At 62.0% G+C, this 23813-nt stretch carries 13 protein-coding genes; 6 read left to right on the top strand and 7 right to left on the bottom strand.

Annotated elements, in window-relative coordinates:
* Positions 1-77: 77 nt before the first annotated feature.
* The 4 genes from CKW26_RS04815 to inhA form a co-directional block, all read right to left on the bottom strand.
* Complete coding sequence (locus CKW26_RS04815; protein WP_064389790.1) at positions 78-776, bottom strand: hypothetical protein; 699 nt, start codon at positions 774-776, stop codon at positions 78-80.
* Positions 777-1278: 502 nt separating this feature from the next.
* Positions 1279-2844, bottom strand: coding sequence for a PAS domain-containing methyl-accepting chemotaxis protein (locus CKW26_RS04810; RefSeq protein WP_095047707.1), 1566 nt, complete (start codon positions 2842-2844; stop codon positions 1279-1281).
* Positions 2845-2946: 102 nt separating this feature from the next.
* Positions 2947-3738, bottom strand: a complete 792-nt coding sequence (locus CKW26_RS04805) for a CPBP family intramembrane glutamic endopeptidase (protein WP_095047706.1) — start codon at positions 3736-3738, stop codon at positions 2947-2949.
* Positions 3739-3967: 229 nt separating this feature from the next.
* Positions 3968-4654 carry an isonitrile hydratase gene (inhA, locus tag CKW26_RS04800; protein ID WP_095047705.1) on the bottom strand — a complete coding sequence of 229 codons (687 nt, stop codon included), beginning with the start codon at positions 4652-4654 and terminating at the stop codon, positions 3968-3970.
* Positions 4655-4743: 89 nt separating this feature from the next.
* Between inhA and CKW26_RS04795 the strand changes: the two genes are divergently transcribed.
* Positions 4744-5727, top strand: a complete 984-nt coding sequence (locus CKW26_RS04795; protein WP_095047704.1) for a GlxA family transcriptional regulator — start codon at positions 4744-4746, stop codon at positions 5725-5727.
* Between the two features lies 1 nt (position 5728).
* Here CKW26_RS04795 and CKW26_RS04790 read toward each other — a convergent pair whose 3' ends face one another.
* The 3 genes from CKW26_RS04790 to CKW26_RS04780 all read right to left on the bottom strand — a co-directional run bounded on the left by CKW26_RS04790 (position 5729) and on the right by CKW26_RS04780 (position 9132).
* Positions 5729-6118: a hypothetical protein gene (locus CKW26_RS04790; RefSeq protein ID WP_095047703.1), complete on the bottom strand. Its 390-nt coding sequence runs from the start codon at positions 6116-6118 to the stop codon at positions 5729-5731.
* 394 nt (positions 6119-6512) lie between these two features.
* Positions 6513-8339: a glycoside hydrolase family 15 protein gene (locus CKW26_RS04785; protein ID WP_095047702.1), complete on the bottom strand. Its 1827-nt coding sequence runs from the start codon at positions 8337-8339 to the stop codon at positions 6513-6515.
* A complete protein-coding gene (locus CKW26_RS04780) occupies positions 8332-9132 on the bottom strand; it encodes a glucose 1-dehydrogenase (protein WP_093431918.1) in 801 nt (266 codons plus the stop codon). Before CKW26_RS04780 ends, CKW26_RS04785 begins: the two co-directional genes overlap by 8 nt.
* Positions 9133-9392: 260 nt before the next feature.
* Here CKW26_RS04780 and CKW26_RS04775 point away from each other — a divergent pair, with 260 nt between their 5' ends.
* The 5 genes from CKW26_RS04775 to CKW26_RS04755 all read left to right on the top strand — a co-directional run bounded on the left by CKW26_RS04775 (position 9393) and on the right by CKW26_RS04755 (position 23804).
* On the top strand, positions 9393-10565 hold the full coding sequence (locus CKW26_RS04775; protein WP_095047701.1) for an MFS transporter: 1173 nt from the start codon (positions 9393-9395) through the stop codon (positions 10563-10565).
* 72 nt (positions 10566-10637) lie between these two features.
* Positions 10638-11378, top strand: a complete 741-nt coding sequence (locus tag CKW26_RS04770; RefSeq protein ID WP_095047700.1) for a thioesterase II family protein — start codon at positions 10638-10640, stop codon at positions 11376-11378.
* Between the two features lie 39 nt (positions 11379-11417).
* Positions 11418-12401 carry a TauD/TfdA family dioxygenase gene (locus CKW26_RS04765; RefSeq protein WP_095047699.1) on the top strand — a complete coding sequence of 328 codons (984 nt, stop codon included), beginning with the start codon at positions 11418-11420 and terminating at the stop codon, positions 12399-12401.
* A 178-nt stretch (positions 12402-12579) separates the two neighbouring features.
* Entirely contained in the window at positions 12580-15981 is a 3402-nt protein-coding gene (locus tag CKW26_RS04760) for a non-ribosomal peptide synthetase (RefSeq protein ID WP_095047698.1), read from the top strand.
* Positions 15978-23804 (top strand): non-ribosomal peptide synthetase, encoded by a 7827-nt coding sequence (locus tag CKW26_RS04755; RefSeq protein WP_095047697.1) that lies wholly within the window; start codon positions 15978-15980, stop codon positions 23802-23804. The genes CKW26_RS04760 and CKW26_RS04755 overlap by 4 nt, the downstream gene beginning before the upstream one ends.
* Positions 23805-23813 lie beyond the last annotated feature (9 nt).

Raw genomic sequence — 23813 nt, 5'->3', positions numbered from 1 at the left:
AACTCTCCGGGGGATCGATTGAAAGAGGCATTACGATTCATATAGCTCTGCTTGGGCTCAGCGCAGCGCCATCACCCTTACTCGTTCAAATCCTTGACCAGATAGTCGCCGACAATCTGCGAAACACCGGTCAACGCGGTGCGTACCAGTTCCGGTTCAGTGCGATAGCGCAGCGGCTCATAACCGTAGGTGTTGGCGCCGTTAAACGCGGTGATCGGCTCGTTGCGCTGCCAGATCAACTCGTCGCCGCGCTTCATCACGCCGTTGACCGCGATGGTCGGGTAAACCACGCTGCTGAAGCCCTGGGTCAGGGCGAAGCCCCAGTTGAATACGGTCAGTTCAATCTGCGCGTCCGCCGGTTCGTTGTCGCCGACGATTTTGAAGCGGCCGCTGGCGGCGAGTTTTTCTTCGAAGCTCGTTTTCACCAAGTCGCCGAGGTTGATGTTGGCGGTTTCCATGTTGTACAGGATCGCATCGACGGTCGACATGGAGGCCAAGTCGCCGGCCTTCAAACCAGCGGCAAAACCGGCACCGCCGAGTGCCGCTGTACCGATTTTGCCAGCGCCCGCCGCCAGACCTACGCCGGTGCCGACGCCCGCGCCAATGGCGGCGCCCCATGCTTGTTCGCGTCCCATATAGCTCATTTCCCGGGGTTTCCATGACACCGCGAGGATTTTCACGGTGTGGATTTGGGTACGGTATTCGGGCTTGAATTTCTGGTTGGCGCATCCGGCCAGGAACAGAACGGCGAACATCAGGACAGCGATCTTCTTCATGAAGGACTCACAACAAGAAACGGACTTGCGGAGGTTGTCGTCCGCATGCAGGAATTCTGAAGGGGTAGTGGCTACTAATGTGCCACTATTGCGGCGATAGAGTTCCGGCGCCTGAATTCAGCTGCTGCCAGGACGTTGAAGCGCGCATCGGAAAACTCGCTGGACACACGCACAGCCCCACACGCTAGCGTCTCGCGCTCTAATGCGAGAGACCTGTCATGGATGACCTGTTGACTACATTATCCAGGCGCATGAAATACTGGTGTGCACGTCGTTCGCGGCGCTGTTGGCGAGTCAGCCGTTGCTGGTCCTGGCGGAAAACGTCAACGGGAAAACTCTCTATTCCCAGTGATGCGCGGTGTGCCAGACGTCACCAATCCCGGAACCAATAGAACCGGACAGCTTTCGCCGTCCGGGTTTCCAAGGTCAAAAAGATCGCAGCCTGCGGCAGCTCCTACACCGATTATCTGTAGGAGCTGCCGCAGGCTGCGATTTTTTGCTGTTAGCGGTTAAACCGCTCCACCAACGAATACTGCGTATTCGCCGTCTTCGTCAGCTCTTCACTCAACAACGCCGAGTTATGCGCCTGTTCCGACGTCTGATCCGCCAGCTCCGAAATATTGCTGATGTTGCGGCTGATCTCTTCAGCCACCGCACTTTGCTCTTCGGTCGCGGCCGCAATCTGCGTGGTCATGTCGGTGATGTTGGCCACCGCTTCGCTGATGCCGACCAACGCCTGATCCGCTTCCAGCACCCGCGCCACACCTTCTTCAGCCTGGCGATGCCCGGCTTCCATGGTTTGCACGGCACTCGAAGCCGTCTGCTGCAACTTGGCGATCAGGGCATGAATCTGCCCGGTCGATTCGCTGGTGCGTTGCGCCAGTTGACGCACTTCGTCAGCCACCACGGCAAAGCCACGGCCCATCTCACCGGCACGCGCTGCTTCAATCGCAGCGTTCAGGGCGAGCAGGTTGGTCTGGTCAGCGATGCCTTTGATCACATCCACCACGCCGCCGATTTCGTCGCTGTCCTTTGCCAGTTGGGTCACGGTCAAACCGGTTTCACCGACAACTACCGACAGACGCTGGATGGCTTCGCGGGTTTCCCCGGCGATGTCACGACCGCGACCGGTCAGGCGATTGGCTTCCTGAGTGGCGTCAGCTGTGCGCTGGACGTGGCTCGCCACTTCCTGGGTGGTCGCGGCCATCTGGTTGACGGCGGTGGCGACTTGTTCGGTTTCCACACGCTGGCGTTCCAGGCCGGTGGAGCTGTTGTGCGCCAGGACGTCGGATTGCTTGGCCTGATCGGTCAAGTGTTCGGCGGTGTCCTGCAGACGGGTCAGGCAGGTTTTCAGGCGTGCTTCCTGGCTGAGGATCGACATTTCCAGACGCGCCTGGGCGCCACGGCTGTCGGTGTACATCTGCGCGATCAGCGGGTCGGAGGTGGTCTGCTCGGCCAGGCGCAGCAGGCGTTTGAGCCCGCGTTGCTGCCATTGCAGGCCCATCAGGCCCAGCGGCACCGACAGACCGGCGGCGAGGGCGAAGCCCCACTGCGAGTTCAGGGTCGCGCCGATCATGAAACTCAACTGGCTGACCAGAATGAACGGCAGCCAGTCTTGCAACACCGGCAGCCATTTATCAGTGGAAGGGATCGCCGACTTGCCTTGGTTGATGCGTTGGTAGAGCGCTTCGGCACGGCGGATCTGTTCGGCAGTGGGTTTGACACGCACTGACTCGTAGCCGATCACCTGACTGCCATCGAACACCGGAGTCACGTAGGCGTTCACCCAGTAGTGGTCGCCGGATTTGCAGCGATTCTTGACAATGCCCATCCATGGCAAGCCTTGTTTCAATGTGCCCCACATGTGCGAAAACACCGCCGCCGGTACGTCTGGGTGACGGACCAGGTTGTGCGGCGCACGGATCAGTTCTTCACGCGAAAACCCGCTGATCTCGACGAAAGCGTCGTTGCAGTAGGTGATCACGCCCTTGGCGTCGGTTGTGGAAATCAACCGCTGCTGAGCCGGGAAAGTCCGTTCGCGTTGTGTAATGGGCTGGTTGTTACGCATGGTTTTTCAATCCGCAAGGCTTTGAAAGGTTGTCGGCGGTGACAGCTTTTTATTGAAATTTTTTTTCAATAATCAGCACGGCGTCGCAAAATGGCGCTTGCTTCAGCCGGCGAGCATCGGATAGGTGAACAGGCCGAAATGCAGCAGGTTCAGGCCGAAATGCGTGGCGATCGCCGCGCCGAGCCCGCCAAAACGGTAGGCCAGACCATAGCCGACACCCGCCAGACCCGCCAGCAACACCCAGGTCCAGCCTGCGCCGGCATGCACCAGACCAAACAGCAGCGAGGCCAGCAGCAGGGCGAGATTTTCTCCGTAAGGAAGATTTTTGAAACGCTGACTGAGGCCGCCCTGTATATAGCCGCGAAACAGCGCTTCCTCGACCAAGGTCACCAGCAGCAGATTGTTCAGCACCCACAGCCACGCTTGATCAGGCCACTTCGGTGCCCAGGCGATCACGCCCAGCAACAGCGCGCCGCCAAGGGCAAGAACCGCGCTCAGCGTCAGGGCGAGGGCGGTGGCGTAGACGCTCAGGCGCAACGAACGTCGCCCGACAATCCACGGGCACACCAGCAACAACCAGAAGCCAACCAGCGGTTTGTCGAGGTTCAGGTACATCGCGAACGGCACGGCGTTGTCGGTGAAGCGTTGCGGATCAATGGCGCGACCGTTGGCGAAGCCCGGTAGCCAGTGTAGAGCCAGCGCCAAAGCCAGCACGATAAACAGACCATGGCCGAGAAAACGTGCGACCGGCACCTGTTGTTGGCGAACGGCAAAACCGGCGAACACCAGCAGCCCGATGGAAATCAGCGCCAGCCAGCCGAGGTGGCCGTAACTCAGCGCCCATCCGTAACCGAGGCTGAGAAGCGCCAGATAGAGCCATGGCAAAGCCTTCATCGAAAGTCCCTGTGCAAATTTGTGGAAGGGCTTTCTACACGGGTGGGGGCGTGGGGACAAGTGAAGGTGAAGGGGGAAACTGGGGCAGCACACAAACCTATGGTCAACCCCTTTACCTGTGGGAGCTGGCTTGCCAGCGATGAGGCCTGTTCAGCCGACATCTTCATCGACTGGTCCACCGCTATCGCTGGCAAGCCAGCTCCCACAGGGTTTTGTGTTTGCCTGGGAATCAACGCAAGTTAAGTTTCGCCGCCGCACGCTCGGTGATTTCCGTGCGCAGCTTCAGCGATGGCGCTGCACGCAAACGTGCCTCATCGACAATCTCACTCGGCGCAGTCTCCGGGCTGCCCGCGTTGAACGGCGGTGCCGGGGCATATTCCAATTGCAACTGGATCAGCTGCGCCGCATCGGCACCCACCAACTCTTCAGCCAGCACCAAGGCGAAATCAATCCCCGCCGTGATCCCGCCGCCGGTAAACAGATTGCCGTCACGCACCACCCGATCCTTCACCGCGATCGCCCCCAGCGTCGGCAGCAGATCGTGATACGCCCAATGCGTGGTCGCCCGTTTGCCTTGCAGCAGACCCGCCGCGCCGAGCACCAGCGAACCGGTGCACACCGATGTCACGTACTTTGCCAGCTCAGCCTGACGCTTGATGAAAGCCAGTGTCAGCTCATCTTCCATCAGCGCGCCGACGCCACCACCACCCGGTACACAGATCACATCCAGATCCGGGCAATCCTCAAACGTGGTGGTCGGTTTCAGCAGCAGTCCGGTACTGGCGGTGACCGGCATCAGATCCTTCCAGATCAAGTGCACCTGCACGTTCGGCAGCGAGGCGAGCACGTCATACGGCCCGGTCAGGTCGAGTTGCTGAACCTGCGGAAACAACAGAAAACCGATCTGCAACGTCATCGTTCTTACTCCATGAAAAGGGCTGGACGGCTTCACTGTAGGCGCGTAGGTTCTGGCGCATACGCCAATCACCCCACGAATTACGCCAAATGCCCAAAGCCATCCACGTACTCGCGTTTGCCAACATGCAGATCCTCGACGTCACCGGCCCCTTGCAGGTGTTCGCCTCGGCCAACGACATCGCCCGTCAGCGCGGCTTGCCGATCCCGTATGCGCCGAGCGTGATTGCCAGCGGCGGCGGGGCGGTGATGTCGTCGGCGGGGTTGGCGGTGTTGGCCGAGCCGTTGCCGCAACTGCCCAGCGACACGTTGATCATCGCCGGTGGCTGGGGCATTTATCCGGCGGCCGAAGATGTGCTGTTGGTGGATTGGGTGCGCGAACACGCCGGCAAATGTCGACGCGTGGCCTCCGTGTGTACGGGGGCATTTCTGTTGGCGGCGAGCGGCTGGCTCGATGGCCGTCGCGTGGTTACCCACTGGACGCGATGCGAACAACTGGCGCAGCAACATCCGAATTTGCACGTCGAGGCCAATCCGATTTTCATCAATGACGGCCCGGTCTGGACCTCGGCGGGGGTCACGGCCGGCATCGATCTGGCCTTGGCCATGGTTGAAGAGGATCTGGGCAGCGACATCGCCCTGGACGTCGCCCGGCACCTCGTGGTGTTTCTGAAACGTCCGGGCGGGCAATCGCAATTCAGCGTGACCTTATCCTTGCAGAATCAGGGCAATCGCTTTGATGAACTGCACGCGTGGATCGCCGAAAACCTCACCTGCGACCTTGGCATCCCGACCCTCGCAGAACAAGCCGGGATGAGCGAACGCAGTTTCGTCCGCCACTACCGCGCCGACACCGGCCAGACCCCGGCGCGGGCGATCGAATTGATTCGCGTCGAAACCGCCCGGCGCTTGCTCAGTGACACCGGTTTGCCGGTCAAACGCATCGCCGCCAATTGCGGTTTTGGCAGTGAAGAGACGTTGCGGCGCAGCTTCCTGCGGGCCATGGGGGTAACTCCGCAGGCTTATCGGGAGCGGTTTTCGGTCAAGGCTGGAGCAGATCCAGTGATGCCTTGAATCAAGCCTCGGCTTCCGCCACCTGATTAAAATACTTCGTCCGATCCGGGGTAAACGTCACCACCATCCCAGTCCGCGAGCACGTCAGGGAACGCTCCTGACTCAAATCAATATCCAGATCCTCACCGCGCAAGCCTTGCCACTGCGCCAGATACTTCAGCGAGCCAAATTTCTCGTTTTTCTTCAGGCTGCGGCTCACGCCACCTTTCCAGCCGAGCACGGGCAGTTCGCCGGCGAGACATTTTTGCGCGAGGTCGGGGAAGCGGGTGGCGCGCTGGCGGCCGATTTCCCAGCACTTGATCAGGCCTTTGTCCGCGGCTTCCCAGAGTTGGGTGCGGGTCAGGCCGCTGCGAAGCGGCGTGTCGATGGTGCGCTGGACGTGCTGGGACATTCTGGTTCCTTGAATTCGGGTTTTATTGGACAGCTCCGCTGTGCCCGTTGCGGTGGATGGTAGGGGTGGATGTAACAGCTGGCAACAGGGTATTTCCGGGTGTGACTGCGAGTTGCAGGGCAGACACGGTTCAGGGGATGTTGACCATTTGTAGTCTTACGGCAGTTGAAAACTGTGCTGAGGGAGCTTGCTCCCGCTCGGCTGTGCAGCAGGCGCAAAGTCAGGCAACCCGGTGCTTCAGTGGGATTGGGGAGGCAGGTTTCAGGGCCGCTTCGCGACCCGGCGGGAGCAAGCTCCCTCGCCATAGGGGGTGGGAGTGAGCCTGCTTTTGCGTAGGTGTCAGTCCTACAATTGGTTGTTGATGCAGGCTATTTCCTACAGCCTTTGGTGACAATTACGGCTGCCAGTAACTCTTTTCCCCACTCAACTTGCGATCGAGAAAACTCGCCGCACTGATCAACGCCAGATGCGTCAAGGCTTGCGGGGTATTACCCAAGTGCCGGCCATGAGCGTCGAACTCTTCGGCGTAGAGACCCAGCGGATTGGCATAGCGCAGCAATTGCTCAAACTCCAGATGGGCTTTTTCAACCTGCCCCGCGCGAGCCAGGCATTCGACATACCAGAACGAACACGCGGCGAAGGCGCCTTCAGTGCCGGCCAGGCCATCGATATTGCTGTCGTCATTGCGATAGCGATAAACCATGCCGTCGCGCACCAGGGTCTTTTCGATGGCCGCAAGGGTCGACAGCCAGCGCGGATCCTTGGCGCTTACGAAACGCACCAACGGCATCAACAACATCGAGCCATCCAGCGCGGTGCCGCCCTTGTACTGGACGAAATGCCCGCGCTCCTCATTCCAGAAGTTGTCCCAGATATCCGCGTAGATCGCCTGTCGTGTCTGGTCCCACTGCGCGAACGGTGCTGGCAGCGAGCGTTTCGAGGCCAGGCGAATCGCCCGGTCCAGCGCTACCCAGCACATCAGCCGCGAGTGCAGGAAGTGATGCTGCTCACCGCGCATTTCCCAAATGCCGACATCGGCGGTCTGCCACGTTTCACAGACTTGATCGACCACTTCGCGCACATGTTTCCAGCCCTCGTGGGAAATTGCGTCGCCGTATTTGTTGACCAGATACACCGCATCCATCAGCTCGCCGAAGATATCCAGCTGAATCTGATCGTAAGCGCCGTTGCCGATGCGCACCGGTTGCGCACCGCCGTGACCGGACAGGTGCGACAGCTCGGTTTCCGGCAATTCCTGACGACCATCGATGGCGTACAGAATGTTCAACTTCATCGGCTTGCCGCAGCAGTCGCTGACCCGTCCGCGCAGCCAGCCCATATAGGCGTTGGCCTCGCCGACAAAGCCCAGGCGCATGAACGCGTACACCGTGAACGAGGCATCGCGGATCCATGTGTAGCGGTAGTCCCAGTTACGTTCGCCGCCCGGCGTTTCCGGTAGACCGAAAGTGGCGGCGGCGAGAATGGCGCCGTGTTTGCGTGAGGTCAGCAGCTTCAACGCGAGGGCCGAGCGGTTGACCATTTCCCGCCAGCGCCCGCGATAAATCGACTGACCGATCCAGTCGCGCCAGAACTTCAATGTGCGTTCCATGCACAAGTGTCCGGCGCCTTCGGCGAATCGTGGATCATCGGTCGCCCCGAGCATGAACGCCGCCGTTTCATTTTGCTTGAGCGTGAATTGTGCCACCGCCGCTTGCGCGTCGATCTGCATCGGCTGGTCCGAAGCCAGGCGCAGTGACGGTTGGCCGGAAGCGCTAAATTTCACGTCTTGTTGATCCATCTGAGCTCGGGTGTCGGCTCGGGCGTAATCGTGGCGCACGGCGCAGCGCATGGTGAAAGTCGCTTCGCCGCTGACCACGCGCACCCGACGCATCAACAGCGGCAGGTCATCGGCGTTGTCCGCCACTGGCAGCAGATCGGTGACTTCGACCACGGCGCGTTCACTCAGCCAGCGGGTTTGCAGAACGTTAGTGTCGGGCAGGTAAATCTGTTCGCGGCGGGCGTCGGGCAAGTCCGGCGCCAACTGGAAAATCCCCGCGTCCGGGGTGTCCAGCAACGAACAGAAAATCGACGGACTGTCGAACTCCGGCCAGCAGAAAAAATCCACACTGCCACGGTCGTTGATCAGTGCCGCGCTGCGCATGTCGCCGATGATGCCGTGGGCGTCGATTGGGCTTTGTCGTTCCAGGTGATGCTCAGCCATTGCCGCGAAACTCCGGATAGAGGCTCATGCCGCCGTCGATGAACAGGGTGGTGCCAACGATGTAATCGGCGGCATCCGAGGCGAGAAAGACCACGGCGTTAGCGACGTCTTGCGCGTCGCCGATGCGCCCGTAGGGAATCAGATCAAGCAGCTTTTCGCCGGCAGCGCCTTCGGTGGCATCTTTATTGATCGCCGTGCGAATCGCCCCCGGCGCGATGCCGTTGATGCGAATGCGTTGGTGGCTGACTTCCTGTGCAAGGGTCTGCATCAGCTGATCGACACCACCCTTGGACGCGGCGTAATTGACGTGCCCGGCCCAGGGAATGCGCTGGTGCACCGAACTCATGTGGATGATCTTGCCGGCCGCGCGGGACACGCCTTCACGAACGCCCTGGCGATTGAAAATCCGCAGGGCAGCGCGGGCGCAGAGGAACTGCCCGGTGAGGTTGACGCCGATCACCGCGTTCCAGTCGTCGAGGGTCATGTCCACAGCGGCGGCATCTTTTTGCATACCCGAGTTGGCCAGCAGAATATCCAGCGAACCGAAGGCATCGATGGCCGCCGAGAACAGACGCTCAACCTCGTCTTCCTTGGAGACATCAGCGCGAATGGCGATGGCCTGCCCACCGTCAGCAATGATTTGCCGGGCCAGTGCTTCGGCAGGTTCTGCCTGACGGTTGTAGTTGATGACCACTGCCGCGCCGGCAGCGGCCAGGGCTTTGGCGCACGCGTGGCCGATGCCGGAGCTGGCGCCGGTGATCAGGGCTGTTTGTCGGGCGAGGGAAATATGCATGCAAAATCGCGCCTTGAGTGAGGGCCTACATAGCTGACCGGTTGCCAATAGTGAGAGTTCATTCGGCAGAAAGGGCTGTGGTGATCTCGCCGACGCTTTCGCGAGCAGGCTCGCTCCCACACTGGATCGGCGTCGTACACAAATCCTCCTGTGGGAGTGAGCCTGCTCGCGATGGAGGCTTCACATTCCACCAACAATTCCGCGCTTCCACGCCACCCGACCCTATGGCAACTTGGCGGCCCTTGATGAGGCTGCAGTCCATGGCAAACCCCTACCGCGAATTGTTCAACGCCCCCGGCGCACGGAATTTTGTCCTGGCCGGAATGATCGCGCGCATGCCGATCTCCATGACCGGTATCGGCGTGATCACCATGCTGTCGCAGTTGAAGGGCGGGTATGCGCTGGCCGGCGCGGTGGCGGCAACCTTTGCCCTGGCCACAGCGTTTTGCGCGCCGCAGGTATCGCGTCTGGTTGACCGTTATGGGCAGCGACGCATTCTGCCGGTATCGGCATTGATCGGCGGCGGGGCACTGCTGATGTTGCTGCTGTGCACGCGGTTGCAGGCGCCGAACTGGACGCTGTTTATCTTTGCCGCGCTGGCCGGGTGCATGCCGAGCATGTCGGCGATGGTGCGGGCGCGCTGGACGGAGATCTATCGCGGCCAACCGCAGTTACAGACGGCTTATGCGCTGGAGTCAGTACTCGATGAAGTCTGCTTTATCGTCGGTGCGCCGCTGTCGGTGGGGCTGTGCGTGACGCTGTTTCCCGAGGCCGGACCACTGGCGGGACTGTTGATGCTGGCGGTCGGCGTCACCGCGTTTGTCGCCCAGCGCAGTACCGAGCCCTCGGTGCATCCGCATGAGCCACACCATCAAGGCTCGATCATTCGCTCCACGGACATGCAATGGCTGCTGTTGTTGATGACCGCCATGGGCGTCATCGTCGGCGTGATCGATGTGGTCAGCGTCGCGTTCGCCCAGCAACAGGGGCAGCCGGCGGCAGCGAGCATCGTGTTGTCGGTGTACGGAATCGGTTCTTTCCTGTCCGGTATTGCGTTCGGTGCGATGCGCTCGAAGCTGCCGTTGCCGCAGCTGTTTTTGTACGGTGGAGTGGCGACGGCGGTGACCACATTGCCGCTGTTGCTGGCGAGCAATATTGTTGGATTGTCGGTGGCGGTGTTCGTCGCCGGGCTGTTCTTTTCACCGACGCTGATTGTGGCGATGGCGTTGATCGAGCGCATCGTACCGCCGGCCAAGCTCACTGAAGGCCTGACCTGGCTGGTGACCGGTTTGAGTATCGGCGTGGCGGTGGGCGCCGCCGGCGCAGGTGCGCTGGTCGATGCCTTCGGCGCGCGCAGCGGCTTCTGGCTGGCGATTGCTGCCGGGGCGGTAGTCCTCGCATCGGCGGTGCAGAGTTTCCGTCATTTGAAGTGATCGGCTAACCGACTAATTCCCGCGCTATCTCATCCGTTCTCTTTTACAGATAACCCTATTGAGGTAAACGCGGTGACAAAGCTGACACTGCTGTGCCTGCCCTATTCGGGCGCCAGCGCCATGGTCTACAGCCGCTGGCGGCGCCAGCTGCCATCGTGGCTGCACTTGCAACCGGTGGAACTGCCCGGGCGCGGTGCCCGTTTCGACGAACCCCTGCAGATCGACATGCGTGCGCTGGCCCGGCAACTGGCCCGCGAGCACAAGGCTGGCTTGCAGGCGCCTTACGCACTGTTCGGGCATAGCCTCGGCGCGCTGCTGGCGTGCGAGATGGCGCATGCCTTTCGCGAACTCGGAGTACCGGAACCGGTGGCGTTGTTCGCTTCCGGTACTGCTGCGCCGACGATGCGCAGTGACTACGATCGCGGCTTTGCCGAAGCGCGCAGCGATGAGGAATTGATCGATCAACTGCGCACCTTCCAGGGCACCAGCGAAGAAGTATTGGCCAACAAAGAACTGATGAGCCTGACCCTGCCGGTGCTGCGCGCCGACTTCATGATGTGCGGGCGTTTCACGCCGGCGCAGCGGCCGTTGCTCAATTGCCCGGTGCACGTGCTGGGCGGCAAGGAAGACCGCGCGACCACCGAGCAACTGATCGGCTGGAGCAAGGAAACCCTGGGCAGTTTTTCCGTGGACATGATGACCGGTGGGCATTTCTTCATTCATGAACACGAAGCCCGGGTCATCCGCACGATCAAGACCCATCTGGAAGTCCATCACCGCCGTCATGCGCAGGCTACGGCACCGGCGTTTTAGCGCGCGGTTCACCTATCGAGTGATTACAGGAGGCCAGTCATGGCTGTTGCTGTGGGATTTTCCGTTCGGCCACTGCTGCCGCAACGGGGGCGCTTGCCGTTGTTGGTGGAAGCGACCGATGCGGACACTGACTTGTTGGCGGTGTTCGATGAATTGAAAGAACTGGTGGACGAGCATCTGCTGCGCGACGGCGGGCTGCTGTTTCGCGGCTTCCGTCTGAACGGTGCCGAACAGTTCCGGCAGTTCGCCGCCAGTTTTGGCCATCCGCTGTTGAACTATGAATTCGGCTCGACACCGCGCACCAACGTGACGCAGGGCGTGTACACCTCGACCGAATACCCGGCGCACCAGAGCATTCCGCTGCACAACGAGCAGGCTTATTCTCGCGACTGGCCGATGAAGATCTGGTTCTACAGCATGATCGCCGCCAAGTCCGGCGGCGAGACGCCGATTGCCGATAGCCGTGAAGTTTATCGGCGCATTCCGTTGGCAATTCGCGAGCGCTTCGTCAGCAAAGGGCTGATGTATGTGCGCAACTTCGGCAACGGCTTGGATGTGGCTTGGGAAGACGTGTTCAACACCGACGATCGCGAGGTCGTCGAGGCCTACTGCAAGGCTCACGGCATTGTCTGCGAATGGAAGGACGACGGTGAATTGCGCACCCGCCAGACTTGTCAGGCGGTGGCGGTGCATCCGGTGACCGGCGACAACGTCTGGTTCAATCAGGCGCACCTGTTCCACATTTCCAACCTGCAAGCGGAAGTGCGCGAAAGCCTGCTCGATATCGTCGACGAAGAGGACTTGCCGCGTAACGTCTATTACGGCGATGGTTCGGCGATTGAAGACGAAGTGCTGGCGCAGATTCGCGCGGTGCTCGATGAGTGCGCGATCAGTTTTCCTTGGCAGGAGGGCGATGTGCTGATGCTCGACAACATGCTCTCGGCGCACGCGCGTTCGCCATTCGAGGGGCCGCGCAAAGTGATTGTCGCCATGGCTGAAGGGCATTCACAGGGGCCGCTCTGAGCAATCCCCACGCCTGGTGGTAAAGCAGCCGAAGCCGGTCTCGTACCGGCTTCGGCGTTTGTGTGCCTACCGTCGGGCCGCTGTTGCGCCAGCGCGCTAAATCATCGCGTTTGTCATTCGTTCTTGTTGATACGACCGGGTCTCCTGGTCACGCCGCCGATCAGCAAGGACCCCATGCATGAATGCCGCAGACGCCCAGAAACTAGCCCGTCGTTTTATCGAACTGCCACAGGACAAACGCCGTTTGTTCCTCGCCGGCATGGCCCGTGAGGGCATCGATTTTGCGCAGCTTCCCATGACTGCCTGTGACGGAATCGCCGAGCGCGACGGGCTTTCGTACGCCCAGCAGCGGATGTGGTTTCTTTGGCAACTGGACCCGCACAGTACCGCTTACAACTTGCCGATGGCGGTGCGCCTGACGGGCGACCTGCAAGCGCAGGCGCTGGAGCAGGCGTTCAGTCTACTGGCGGCGCGGCACGAGTGCTTGCGCACCACCTTTGGTCAGGAGGGTGAGCGCGCGTTTCAGCGTGTCGCCGAACCGCAGCCGTTGAAACTGCCGATCACTGATCTGAGTGCGCTGCCCGAGACCCAGCGCTGGCCGCTGGCGCAACAGCACATGATGGCTGAGGCCGCTCAGGCCTTCGATCTGGAGAACGGTCCGCTGCTCAGCCTGCGCCTGTTGCGTCTGGCCGAGCAGGAGCATGTGTTGCTGCTGACCTTGCACCACATCATCGCCGATGGCTGGTCGATGAATATTCTCATCGATGAATTCATGCGCACTTACGATGCTCTGGTGGCGGGGCGCGAGCCGTCATTGCCGGCACTTACCGTGCACTACCGCGATTTCGCCCTGTGGCAACGCAGTTGGCTGGAGGCCGGTGAGCGCGAACGTCAGCTGGATTACTGGCGCACGCAATTGGGCGACGAGCATCCGCTGCTTGAGCTGCCGACCGATCGTGCCTATCCGGCGCAATCCAGTCATCAGGGCGCGCGTCTGGAAGCGGTGATCGACGCAGCGCTGCGCCAAGAGCTGAAAAGCCTCGCGCAACGTCAGGGCGTGACGCTGTTCGTGGTGCTGTTGGCGGCGTTCAAAACGTTGTTGCATCGCTACAGCGGCCAGACCGACATCCGCGTCGGCGGGTTGATTGCCAACCGTACGCGCAGCGAAACCGAAGGGCTGATCGGCTTCTTCGTCAACACGCAGATCCTGCGCAGTGAAGTCACCGCACAAACCCGTTTTGCCGATCTGTTGCAAAGCCTGCGTCAGGCTGCGCTCGGCGCCCAGATTCATCAGGATCTGCCGTTCGATGCCTTGATCGAAGCCTTACAACCGGCGCGCAGCCAAAGCCACAACCCGTTGTTCCAGGTGATGTTCAACCACCAGCCGCTGGTGACCGACTTGCACGATGTGCAACTTGAGTCCGGTTTGCAGGTGGGCTATTTGACTGAGGAGCAATTGGCCGGCAGCGGTCGCCAACATGCCGCCACCAGCGACCTGATGCTCGACACCCGCGAGGAGGGCGAGCAGTTGTTCGCGGCGTTCACCTACGCCACCGATATTTTTGATGCCACCACCATTGCTGCTATGGCCGGGCATTGGCGCAACATCCTCGCGTCCGTGTGCCGCGATCCGCAGCAAATCGTCGGCGAAGTCGAACTGCTGGCGGAGGCGGAACGTGCACAACTCATTCAGGCCACCGAAGCAGAACCTGTGTTCGCCAGCGTGCAGACCCTGTTCGAAGCGCAAGTAGCGCGCACGCCACAGGCATTGGCAGTGATTCTGGCGACCGAGCCGTCGCCGGCACTCAGCTATGCCGAGTTGAACACCCGCAGTAATCGTCTGGCCCATCAGTTGCGCGCTCGCGGTGTCGGCCCTGATGTGCTGGTCGGTGTCGCGTTGGGGCGCTCGCTGGAACTGGCGGTGGCGTTGCTGGCGGTGCTCAAGGCCGGCGGCGCCTACGTGCCGCTGGATCCGCAAACCCCGGCCGAACGCTTGCGCCATGTGCTAGATGACAGCGGTTTGAAATTGCTGCTGACCGATCACGCCAGCCTCGCCAGCCTGCCGGATCTGGATGGCGTCGATTGCCTGTGCCTGGAGCAACTGGCCGACAGTGATCGGGCCGACAATCTGCCGGTGACGGTCGCCGCGCAAAACCTCGCCTATGTGATCTACACCTCCGGTTCCACCGGGCGCCCGAAAGGCGTCGCGGTCAGTCATGGTGCGCTGAGCGAGTTCATCGCCCGCGCCATTGATTACAGCGACCTGCGTGAAGGCGATCGCGTTCTGCAGTTCGCCACCAGCAGCTTCGACGGCTTTGTCGAGCAGTTTTTCCCGCCGCTGTGCCACGGCGCCGCAGTCGTCCTGCGCGATGCGCGGTTGTGGGACAGCGCGGCGTTGCATCAAGTGATTGTCGATCACGGCATCACCTTGGCCGACTTGCCGGCCGCTTATTGGTATTGGCTGGTGCAGGAATTTGCCGCTAATCCACCGAGCGGCTTCGGTGCGCTGCGGCAGATTCACGTCGGCGGCGAAGCGATGGCGGTGGACGGTTTGCGCTTGTGGCAACAGGCCGGTTTGGGCCATGTGCGCTTGCTCAATACCTACGGGCCGACCGAGGCCACGGTGGTGTCGAGCATTCACGATTGCACGGCATTGACGGCAGACGCCGTGTCGTGGCGCGGCATCCCGATCGGCCACGGTCTCGACGCGCGCCGTTTATACGTGCTGGACGATGATTTGAACCTGCTGCCGCAAGGCGCGGTGGGCGAGTTGTACATCGGTGGTCCGGGCCTGGCGCGGGGTTATCACCGCCAGCCGATGCTCAGCGCCGAGCGTTTTATCGCCGACCCGTTTGCCGATGGCCAGCGCCTGTACCGCACCGGTGACCGCGCGCGCTTGCGACCTGACGGAGCCGTGGAGTACATCGGTCGGGCCGATCATCAAGTGAAGATTCGCGGTTTCCGCATCGAGTTGGGCGAAATCGAATCGCGCCTGCAGCAATGCTCTGGCGTTCGCGAAGCCGTGGTGCTGGCGGTGCCGCTCAGCGGCGGCCAGCAACTGGTGGCCTACGTAGTCGCCGATCAGGCCACGCTCGAAAACGCCGCGACGCAAGCGGCGTTCCGTCAGCAAATTCGCGCTGCCCTGCAAGCCCATTTGCCGGACTACATGGTGCCGGGCCACTTGCTGTTGCTGGCGAACCTGCCGCTGACACCCAGCGGCAAGCTCGATCGCAAGGCGTTGCCGGCGCCGGATCCGGCGCAGTTGCAGGGCGATTATCGCGCCCCGCAATCGGACGCCGAGTTGTGTCTGGCGCAGATCTGGGCGGATGTTTTGCAAGTTTCGCGGGTGGGTCTTGACGATCACTTTTTTGAACTGGGCGGCCACTCGCTGTTGGCCGCGCAAGTGATTGCCCGGGTGAAAAGTCAGCAGGGCGTGGTGCTGCCGCTACGCAGCCTGTTCGAGAAACCGCTGCTGATCGATCTGGCCGCCGTGTTGGCGCAACTGGCAGATGGCGCAACGAACGACGACTGGTCCGACATGGATCAGTTCATGAGTGCTTTGGAAGGAGAAGAAGTATGAGCGGCACAATGGCGGAACGTATCGCGAAGAGGTTCGTCGGCTTGCCGCTGGAACAGCGTCGGCTGTTTCTGGCCAAGTTGCGCGAAGATGGCAAGGACTTCAGCCTGTTGCCGCTGCCGGTCAGTCGTCACGATATCGCGCCGATTCCGTTGTCGTTCGCTCAGCAGCGCCTGCTGTTTCTCTGGCAACTCGAACCGCAAAGCGCTGCTTACAACATGGCCGCCGGCCTGCGCCTGAACGGGCGTCTGGACGAAGCGGCGCTGCAGCGCTCCTTCGATCATCTGGTGGCGCGCCATGAGGTCCTGCGCACGGTGTTCCAGACTGACGGTGATCAGCCGCATCAGGTGATCCTTGAACAGCAACCGCTGGCCGTGGAGCGTATCGACCTGACCCGCCTGCCGGCAGCAGAACGCGAGCAAGCGTTGGCGCAACAGGTGCAGACCGTCACTGCAAGGCCTTTCGATTTGCGCCACGGGCCGCTGCTGCGCGCCAGTCTGTTTGCCCTGGCCGACGAGGAATTCGTGCTGGTGGTGAGCATGCACCACATCGTCTCTGACGGCTGGTCGATGGACGTGATGGTCAAGGAATTCGTCCAGTGCTATCAGGCGTTCAGCCTCGAACGCGAACCGCAATTGCCGGCGCTGGCGCTGCAATACGCCGACTATGCGATCTGGCAGCGCCGCTGGCTGGAAGCCGGCGAGGGCGAGCGTCAACTCGATTACTGGCGCCAGCAACTGGGTGAAGAACATCCGCTGCTGGAAGTGGCGCCGGACTTTGCCCGGCCACTGACGCAAAGCTTCGAAGGCCAGACCCTGAGTTTTGATTTCGGTGCGCCGCTATCCCTGCAACTCAACGCCTTCGCCCGTAGCCAAGGCATCAGTCTGTTCATGCTGGTGCTGGCCGGGTTCTCGCTGTTTCTGTCGCGGCAGGCCGGGCAGCGCGACATTCGTGTCGGCGTGCCGAATGCCAACCGTGGCCGTGCTGAAGTCGAAGGGCTGATCGGCTTTTTCGTCAACACCCAAGTGCTGCGTTGCGAGGTGGATGAGCGCGGCAGTTTCGAGGATTTGCTGGCGCGGGTGCGTGAAGCTTCGTTCGGCGCGCAGGCGCATCAGGAGTTGCCGTTCGAGCAACTGGTGGACGAGTTGGTGGCTGAACGCACCCTCGGCCACAACCCGCTGTTCCAGGCCAAGTTCAACCAGAACGTCGGCATGCAGAAACAGCGCGCGATGGCTCTGCCAGGGCTGACTGTCGCCGAGTATCCGCTGGACAAGGACGGCACCCACTTCGATCTGGCGCTGGACATCACCGATGACGGCACGCTGATTCACGGTCAGATGACCTATGCCAGCGACCTCTATCGCCCGCAGACCGTCGAAGCTTTCGTGCCGGCCTTGCTCGGTCTGTTCAGCGAATTGCTGAAAGCGCCGCAGGCACCGTTGCACAGTGTTGCGTTGATCTTGCCAGCACCGCTCCCGGCACCCGCCGAGCCGGCGTTGTTGGTGTTGCAGCACTGGGATCGTGAAGTCGCGCGCCAGCCCGAAGCATTGGCCGCGCGCGACTTGAATCAGGCCTTGAGTTTTCAGGCGCTGGATCAGGCGGCCAATCGACTGGCCCATCATTTGCGCGCCCAAGGCGTGCGCGACGGCCAGCCGGTGGCAGTGCTGATGGAGCGTTCGCTGGACTGGCTGACTTCTGTGCTGGCGATCTTCAAGGCGGGCGCGGTGTACATGCCGCTGGACGTCAAGGCGCCGGACGCACGCCTGCAGCAGATGCTTGGCGCTGCGAAAGCACGGCTGCTGTTGTGCGCCGAAGGCGATGCGCGTGTCTCCGCGCTGGCGGTCGATGGCTGTCAGGGTATCGCCTTTGCAGCGCAGCAGTGGCAGTCAATGCCGGACACTTGCCCAGCCGTGACGCTGTGCGCGCAATCACCGGCGTACGTGATTCACACCTCTGGTTCCACCGGGCAACCGAAAGGCGTACTGGTCAGCCACGGTGCGCTGGGCAGTTATGTGCGCGGTGTGCTGGAACGGATGGCGCCGACGGCGGACAGCAGCATGGCGCTGGTCTCGACCATTGCTGCGGATCTGGGCTTTACCGTGCTCTTCGGTGCGCTGTGTTCCGGGCGCCTGTTGCATGTCTTGCCGGAAGAATTGGGCTTCGATCCGGACCGCTTTGCCGAGTACATGGCCGCGCATCAAGTGGGCATGCTGAAAATCGTCCCGGGCCATCTGGCCGCGTTGTTGCAGGCCGCGCGGGCTGCCGACGTGCTGCCGGAACACGCGTTGATTGTCGGCGGTGAAGCGTGCTCGCCGGCGCTGGTCGAGCGCGTGCGCCAGCTCAAACCGGGCTGCCGCCTCATCAACCACTACGGGCCGAGCGAAACCACGGTGGGCGTGCTGGCCCATGAAGTCGGTGATCTGAGCCTGACGCGCAGCGTACCGGTCGGTAGCGCGCTGGCCGGCGCTCACGTTTACGTGCTCGACGATGTGCTGAACAACGTCGCCGATCAGGTGGCTGGCGAGTTGTACATCGGTGGTGACAGCGTGGCGCTGGGCTACCTGAACCAGCCGGGGCTGACCGCCGAGCGCTTCCTGCCCGATCCGTTTGGCGCGCCGGGTGCGCGGGTGTATCGCAGTGGTGACCGGGTACGCCGCAATCGTCAGCAAACGGTGGAATTCATCGGCCGTGCCGACGATCAGGTCAAGGTGCGCGGTTATCGCGTGGAGCCGGCGGAAGTCGCGCGGGTGTTGCTGGGCCTGGACGGTGTCAGTGAAGCGGCGGTGCTGGCGCTGTCACTGGATGACGACCCGACCCGGCTGCAACTGGTTGCGTGGTGTGTGCCGGTGGCAGGTCTGACATTGCAAGCGCAGGCGCTGCGCGAGCAATTGCAGGCGTGCCTGCCGGACTACATGGTGCCGGCGCAAATTGTCCTGCTTGAGCAGCTGCCACTGACCGCCAATGGCAAACTCGACAAACGTGCCTTGCCGGTGCCGGGGGTGGTCACTCAACACTTCGTCGCGCCAGTGGGTGAAGTCGAGGAAAAGCTCGCGGCGATCTGGGCCGATGTGCTCAAGCTTGAGCGCGTGGGTAGCACCGACAACTTCTTCGAACTGGGCGGCGACTCGATCCTCAGCCTGCAAATCATCGCCCGGGCCAAACGCCAAGGCATCAAGCTGAGCCCCAAGCAACTGTTTGAAAAACAGACCATCGGCCAACTGGCCGCCGTGGCTAAACTGATCGAAGCCAAGCCCGTCACGGCTGCGGCACCTGCTGCTCGCGGGCCGTTGCCATTGTTGCCGATTCAGGCGCGGTTCTTCGCAACCCCGATTGCCCAGCGTCAGCACTGGAACCAGTCGGTGATGTTGCAGCCGACCACGCCGCTCGACGCCGCGCATCTGCGCACGGCGCTGGCCGCGCTGATCGAACAGCACGACGCATTGGCGCTGAGCTTCCAGGCGTCCGCCGACGTGTGGCAGGCAATGCCGCAGACCCAGCGTGATCCGCAGCTGTTGTGGGTGCGTGAGCTGGACAGCCTGGACGCTTTGCCGGCATTGGCCGATGTGGCCCAGCGCAGCCTGAATCTGCAACAAGGGCACTTGGTGCGGGCGGTGTTGGTGAATCTGCCGAATGCTGAGCAACGCCTGTTGCTGGTTATCCATCACCTGGTGGTCGACGGCGTGTCGTGGCGCATTCTGCTCGAAGACCTGCAGCTCGCTTACGCCGCTTTGGCGGCGGGCACGCCGCTGGTCTTGCCGGGCAAAAGCAGCTCGCTGCACAGCTGGGCCGAACATCTGCAGCGTTACGCGCAGAGTGAGGCGCTGGCCGCTGAGAGCGCCTACTGGCGGCAAACCCTGGCGGCGGGCGACGCGCAACTGCCACGGGATTTCCCGCAGGACACCCAGACCCGCGCACAAGCGGCCCGGGCCAGCACGCGCTTGAGTCAGACGCTGACGCACAAACTGCTAAAAGTGGCGCCAGCGGCGTATCGCACGCAGATCAATGATCTGTTGCTGACGGCCCTGGCGCGGGTGTTGTGTGACTGGAGCGAACAGCCTTCGGTACTGATTCAGCTCGAAGGTCATGGTCGTGAAGACTTGTTCGACGACATCGACCTGAGCCGCACCGTGGGCTGGTTCAGCAGCTTGTTTCCGGTGTGCCTGACCCCTGAATCGACGCCGGGTGCGTCGCTGTGCGCGATCAAGGAACAGTTGCGGGCGGTGCCGGGCAAAGGCATCGGGTTTGGCGTGCTGCGTTACTTGAGCCAATCCGCCGAGTTGCAGGGATTGCCGCAGCCGCGCGTGACCTTCAACTACCTCGGCCAGTTCGACGGCGCGTTCAACGCCGACGCGGGTGCGCTGTTCGTGCCAAGCGGCGAAAGCACCGGCGCTAATCAGGACGCGGCAGCGCCGCTGGGTAACTGGCTGAGCGTTGACGGTCAGGTCTACGGCGGTGAGCTGGAATTGACCTGGACCTTCGGCAGCGGCATGTATCGCGCAGAAACCGTCGCGGCGCTGGCCGAAGCCTACCGGCGCGAGCTGGAGCGTTTGATCGAACATTGCTGCGACAGTGGCGAGGCGGCTGTGACACCGTCGGACTTCAGTCTGGCAACGCTGACCCAGGCACAACTGTCGGCGCTGCCGATCCCGGCCCGCGACATCGTCGACCTCTATCCGCTGTCGCCGATGCAGCAGGGCATTCTGTTCCACAGCGTCAACGATCCGGACAGCCCGGCGTACACCAATCAATTGCGTGTGGATGTGCAACAACTCGACGCCGAGCGCTTCCGTCTAGCCTGGCAGCAAACCGTTGATGCCCACGAGATCCTGCGCACCGCATTTGTCTGGCCACAAGACGCTGGCGCCGCAGTACAAGTGGTGCGTCAAAGTGCGCAGATGCCATGGCGCGTGCAGGACTGGCGCGGTCGTGCTGACCTCGGCACGGCGCTGGAGCAACTGGCCAGCGAGGACTTGGCCAACGGTTTCGACCTGACTGGCGCGCCGCTGTTGCGGGTGACGCTGGTGCGCACGGACGAGGCCACGCATCACCTGATTTACACCTGCCATCACATCCTCATGGACGGCTGGAGCACCTCGCAGTTGTTCGGCGAAGTGCTGCAGCGTTATGCCGGCCTGACCCCGGCGGTCGGGCAGGGGCGCTATCGCGATTACATCGAATGGCTGGATCAGCGCGATCAGCAGGCCAGCCGCGATTTCTGGACGACAGCCCTCGCTGATCTTGATGAGCCGACGCGTCTGGCCAGTGCCGTGTCGGGCGGGCAGCACGCGGCCAGCGGTTACGCCGATCACGAGCATGTATTCAGCGAAACCTTGACGGCGGACTTGAACCGCTTCGCCCGCGAGCAGAAAGTCACCCTCAACACCTTGGTGCAAGCGGCGTGGCTGGTGCTGTTGCAGCGTTATACCGGGCAGGACCATGTGGCCTTCGGCGCCACGGTTGCCGGGCGTCCGACGGATTTGCCGGGCGTCGAGCAGCAGATCGGTCTGTTCATCAACACCTTACCGGTGGTCGCGGCGCCGTCCGCCGAGATCGTCGTCAGCCAGTGGCTGCAACAGGTGCAGGACGTCAATCTGGCACTGCGTGAACACGAGCACACGCCGCTCTACGACATTCAGCGTTGGGCCGGTGCCGGTAACGGCGCGTTGTTCGACAGCATTCTGGTGTTCGAAAACTACCCGATGGCCGAAGCGCTGCAACAAGGCCCGGCCACCGGTCTGAAGTTCTCGGCGATTCGTCGTCAGGAACAGACCAACTACCCGTTGACGCTGGTGGCGGTCACCGGGCGTGAGCTGAGCCTGGGGATCAGTTACGACCGGGCCAGTTTCGATGCGGCCGCAATCAGCGGTTTGAGCGCGCAACTGGAGAGCCTGCTGACGCAGTTCCTCGCCGATGCTTCTCTGCCGCTGGGCGATTTGCAATTGCTTGCAGAACCGCAGCGTCAACAAGCCATCGCTTGGGGCAAGGCTGACCTCACGGCAACGGACGCGCGCACGGTGCTGGAACACCTCGCCGCGCAAGTGCAGCGCCAACCGCAAGCGCATGCGGTGCTGTTCGCCGAACAACAGATCGATTACCAAAGCCTCGATACTCGGGCCAACCGTCTGGCGCACAAGCTGCAGGCACTGGGTGTCGGACCGGAGGTGCGCGTCGGCGTGTGCATGCGACGCACGCCAGATATGCTCGTGGCGTTGTTGGCCATTCTCAAGGCCGGTGGCGCGTATGTGCCGCTGGATCCGGACTACCCGCAGGAACGCTTGCTGCACATGCTCGATGACAGCCGCGCCGCCGTGCTGATCACCGAACCGGCCGCACTGGCGCTGCTGCCTGAAAACTTGAGTGCGCAGGTGTTGTTGGTGGAAAAGGGCGCGTTGAGCGCGTTCCCGACAACGGCACCGCTGGCGAATGTCACTGCGCAGAATCTGGCGTACGTCATCTACACCTCCGGTTCCACCGGCAAACCGAAAGGCGTAGCCATCACCCACGGCAACCTGTCGGCGCTGATTCAGTGGTCGGCCGGGGTCTATCGCGAAGAACAGTTGCGTGGCGTGCTGGCGTCGACGTCGATCTGCTTCGACCTGTCGGTCTGGGAGATTTTCGTCACTCTGGCTTGCGGGGGTTGCCTGGTGTTGGCGGACAATGCGCTGGCGCTGGCCGATTTGCCGGCCCGCGAACAGGTCACCCTGATCAACACGGTGCCGTCGGCGATTGCCGCGCTGCAACGGGCCGGGCAGATTCCGCATTCGGTGGCGACCATCAATCTGGCCGGTGAACCGCTCAAGCAGAGCCTGGTCGACACGCTGTACGCGAGCACGTCGGTGCAGCAGGTCTATGACCTCTACGGGCCGTCGGAAGACACCACCTATTCGACCTTCACCCTGCGCACAACCCAGGGGCAGGCGAACATCGGCAGACCGTTGCCGAACACCGTGGCCTATCTGCTCGACAGCCAGTTGCAAGTACTGCCGAGTGGCGTGCCCGCCGAGTTGTACCTGGGCGGTGCCGGTGTCACCCGGGGTTATCTGATGCGTGCGGCACTGACCGCCGAGCGCTTTGTGCCGAACCCGTACGCCAGCAACGGCGAACGCCTGTATCGCACCGGCGATCTGGTACGCCAGGGCAGCGATGACAACATCGAGTACATCGGCCGGGCCGACCATCAGGTGAAGATTCGCGGCTTCCGTATCGAACTCAGCGAAATCGAAGCGCGACTGCTGGAGCAGGACGACATCCGTGAAGCGGTGGTGCTCGCTCAGGACGGAGCCGCCGGCAAACACCTGCACGCCTATGTGGTGGTGGCGCAGGCTGTGGTCGATCAACCGGTGTTGGCGGAACACTTGCGCAATGCACTGGCCAGTCGCTTGCCGGCGCACATGGTGCCAGGCCACTTGCACCTGATCGACGCCATTCCGCTGACTCCCAACGGCAAGCTCGATCGCAAGGCGCTGATGGCCTTGGGCGACGGCCCGACGCAGCAGCACTATCAGGCGCCGCAAAGCGATTTGCAGTGGGAGGTGGCGACGATCTGGCAGGAGGTGCTGGAGGTCGAGCAGGTGGGCCTCGCGGACAACTTCTTCCAGCTCGGCGGGCATTCGTTGCTGGCCACGCTGGTGGTGACCCGGATCAAGGAGCGTCTGGGCGACAAGGTGCCGCTAAAAGAGTTGTTCGAAACCGATACCCTCAAGGCGTTCTGCGCGCGAATCGAGGCTCTGCGCGTCGAAATGTCGCCCGTTCAGGATGAATTGGCTAAATCCCTGGAGGCCCTCAAACGTCTATCCCTCGATGATCTGGAAAAACTGATTTCTTGAGAGGGAAAA

Origin of the sequence: Pseudomonas sp. Irchel s3h9 (genome assembly GCF_900187475.1) — a bacterium.
In the GTDB taxonomy this organism is placed as follows: domain Bacteria; phylum Pseudomonadota; class Gammaproteobacteria; order Pseudomonadales; family Pseudomonadaceae; genus Aquipseudomonas; species Aquipseudomonas neuropathica.
This window is presented reverse-complemented; position numbering and strand designations above follow the sequence as displayed.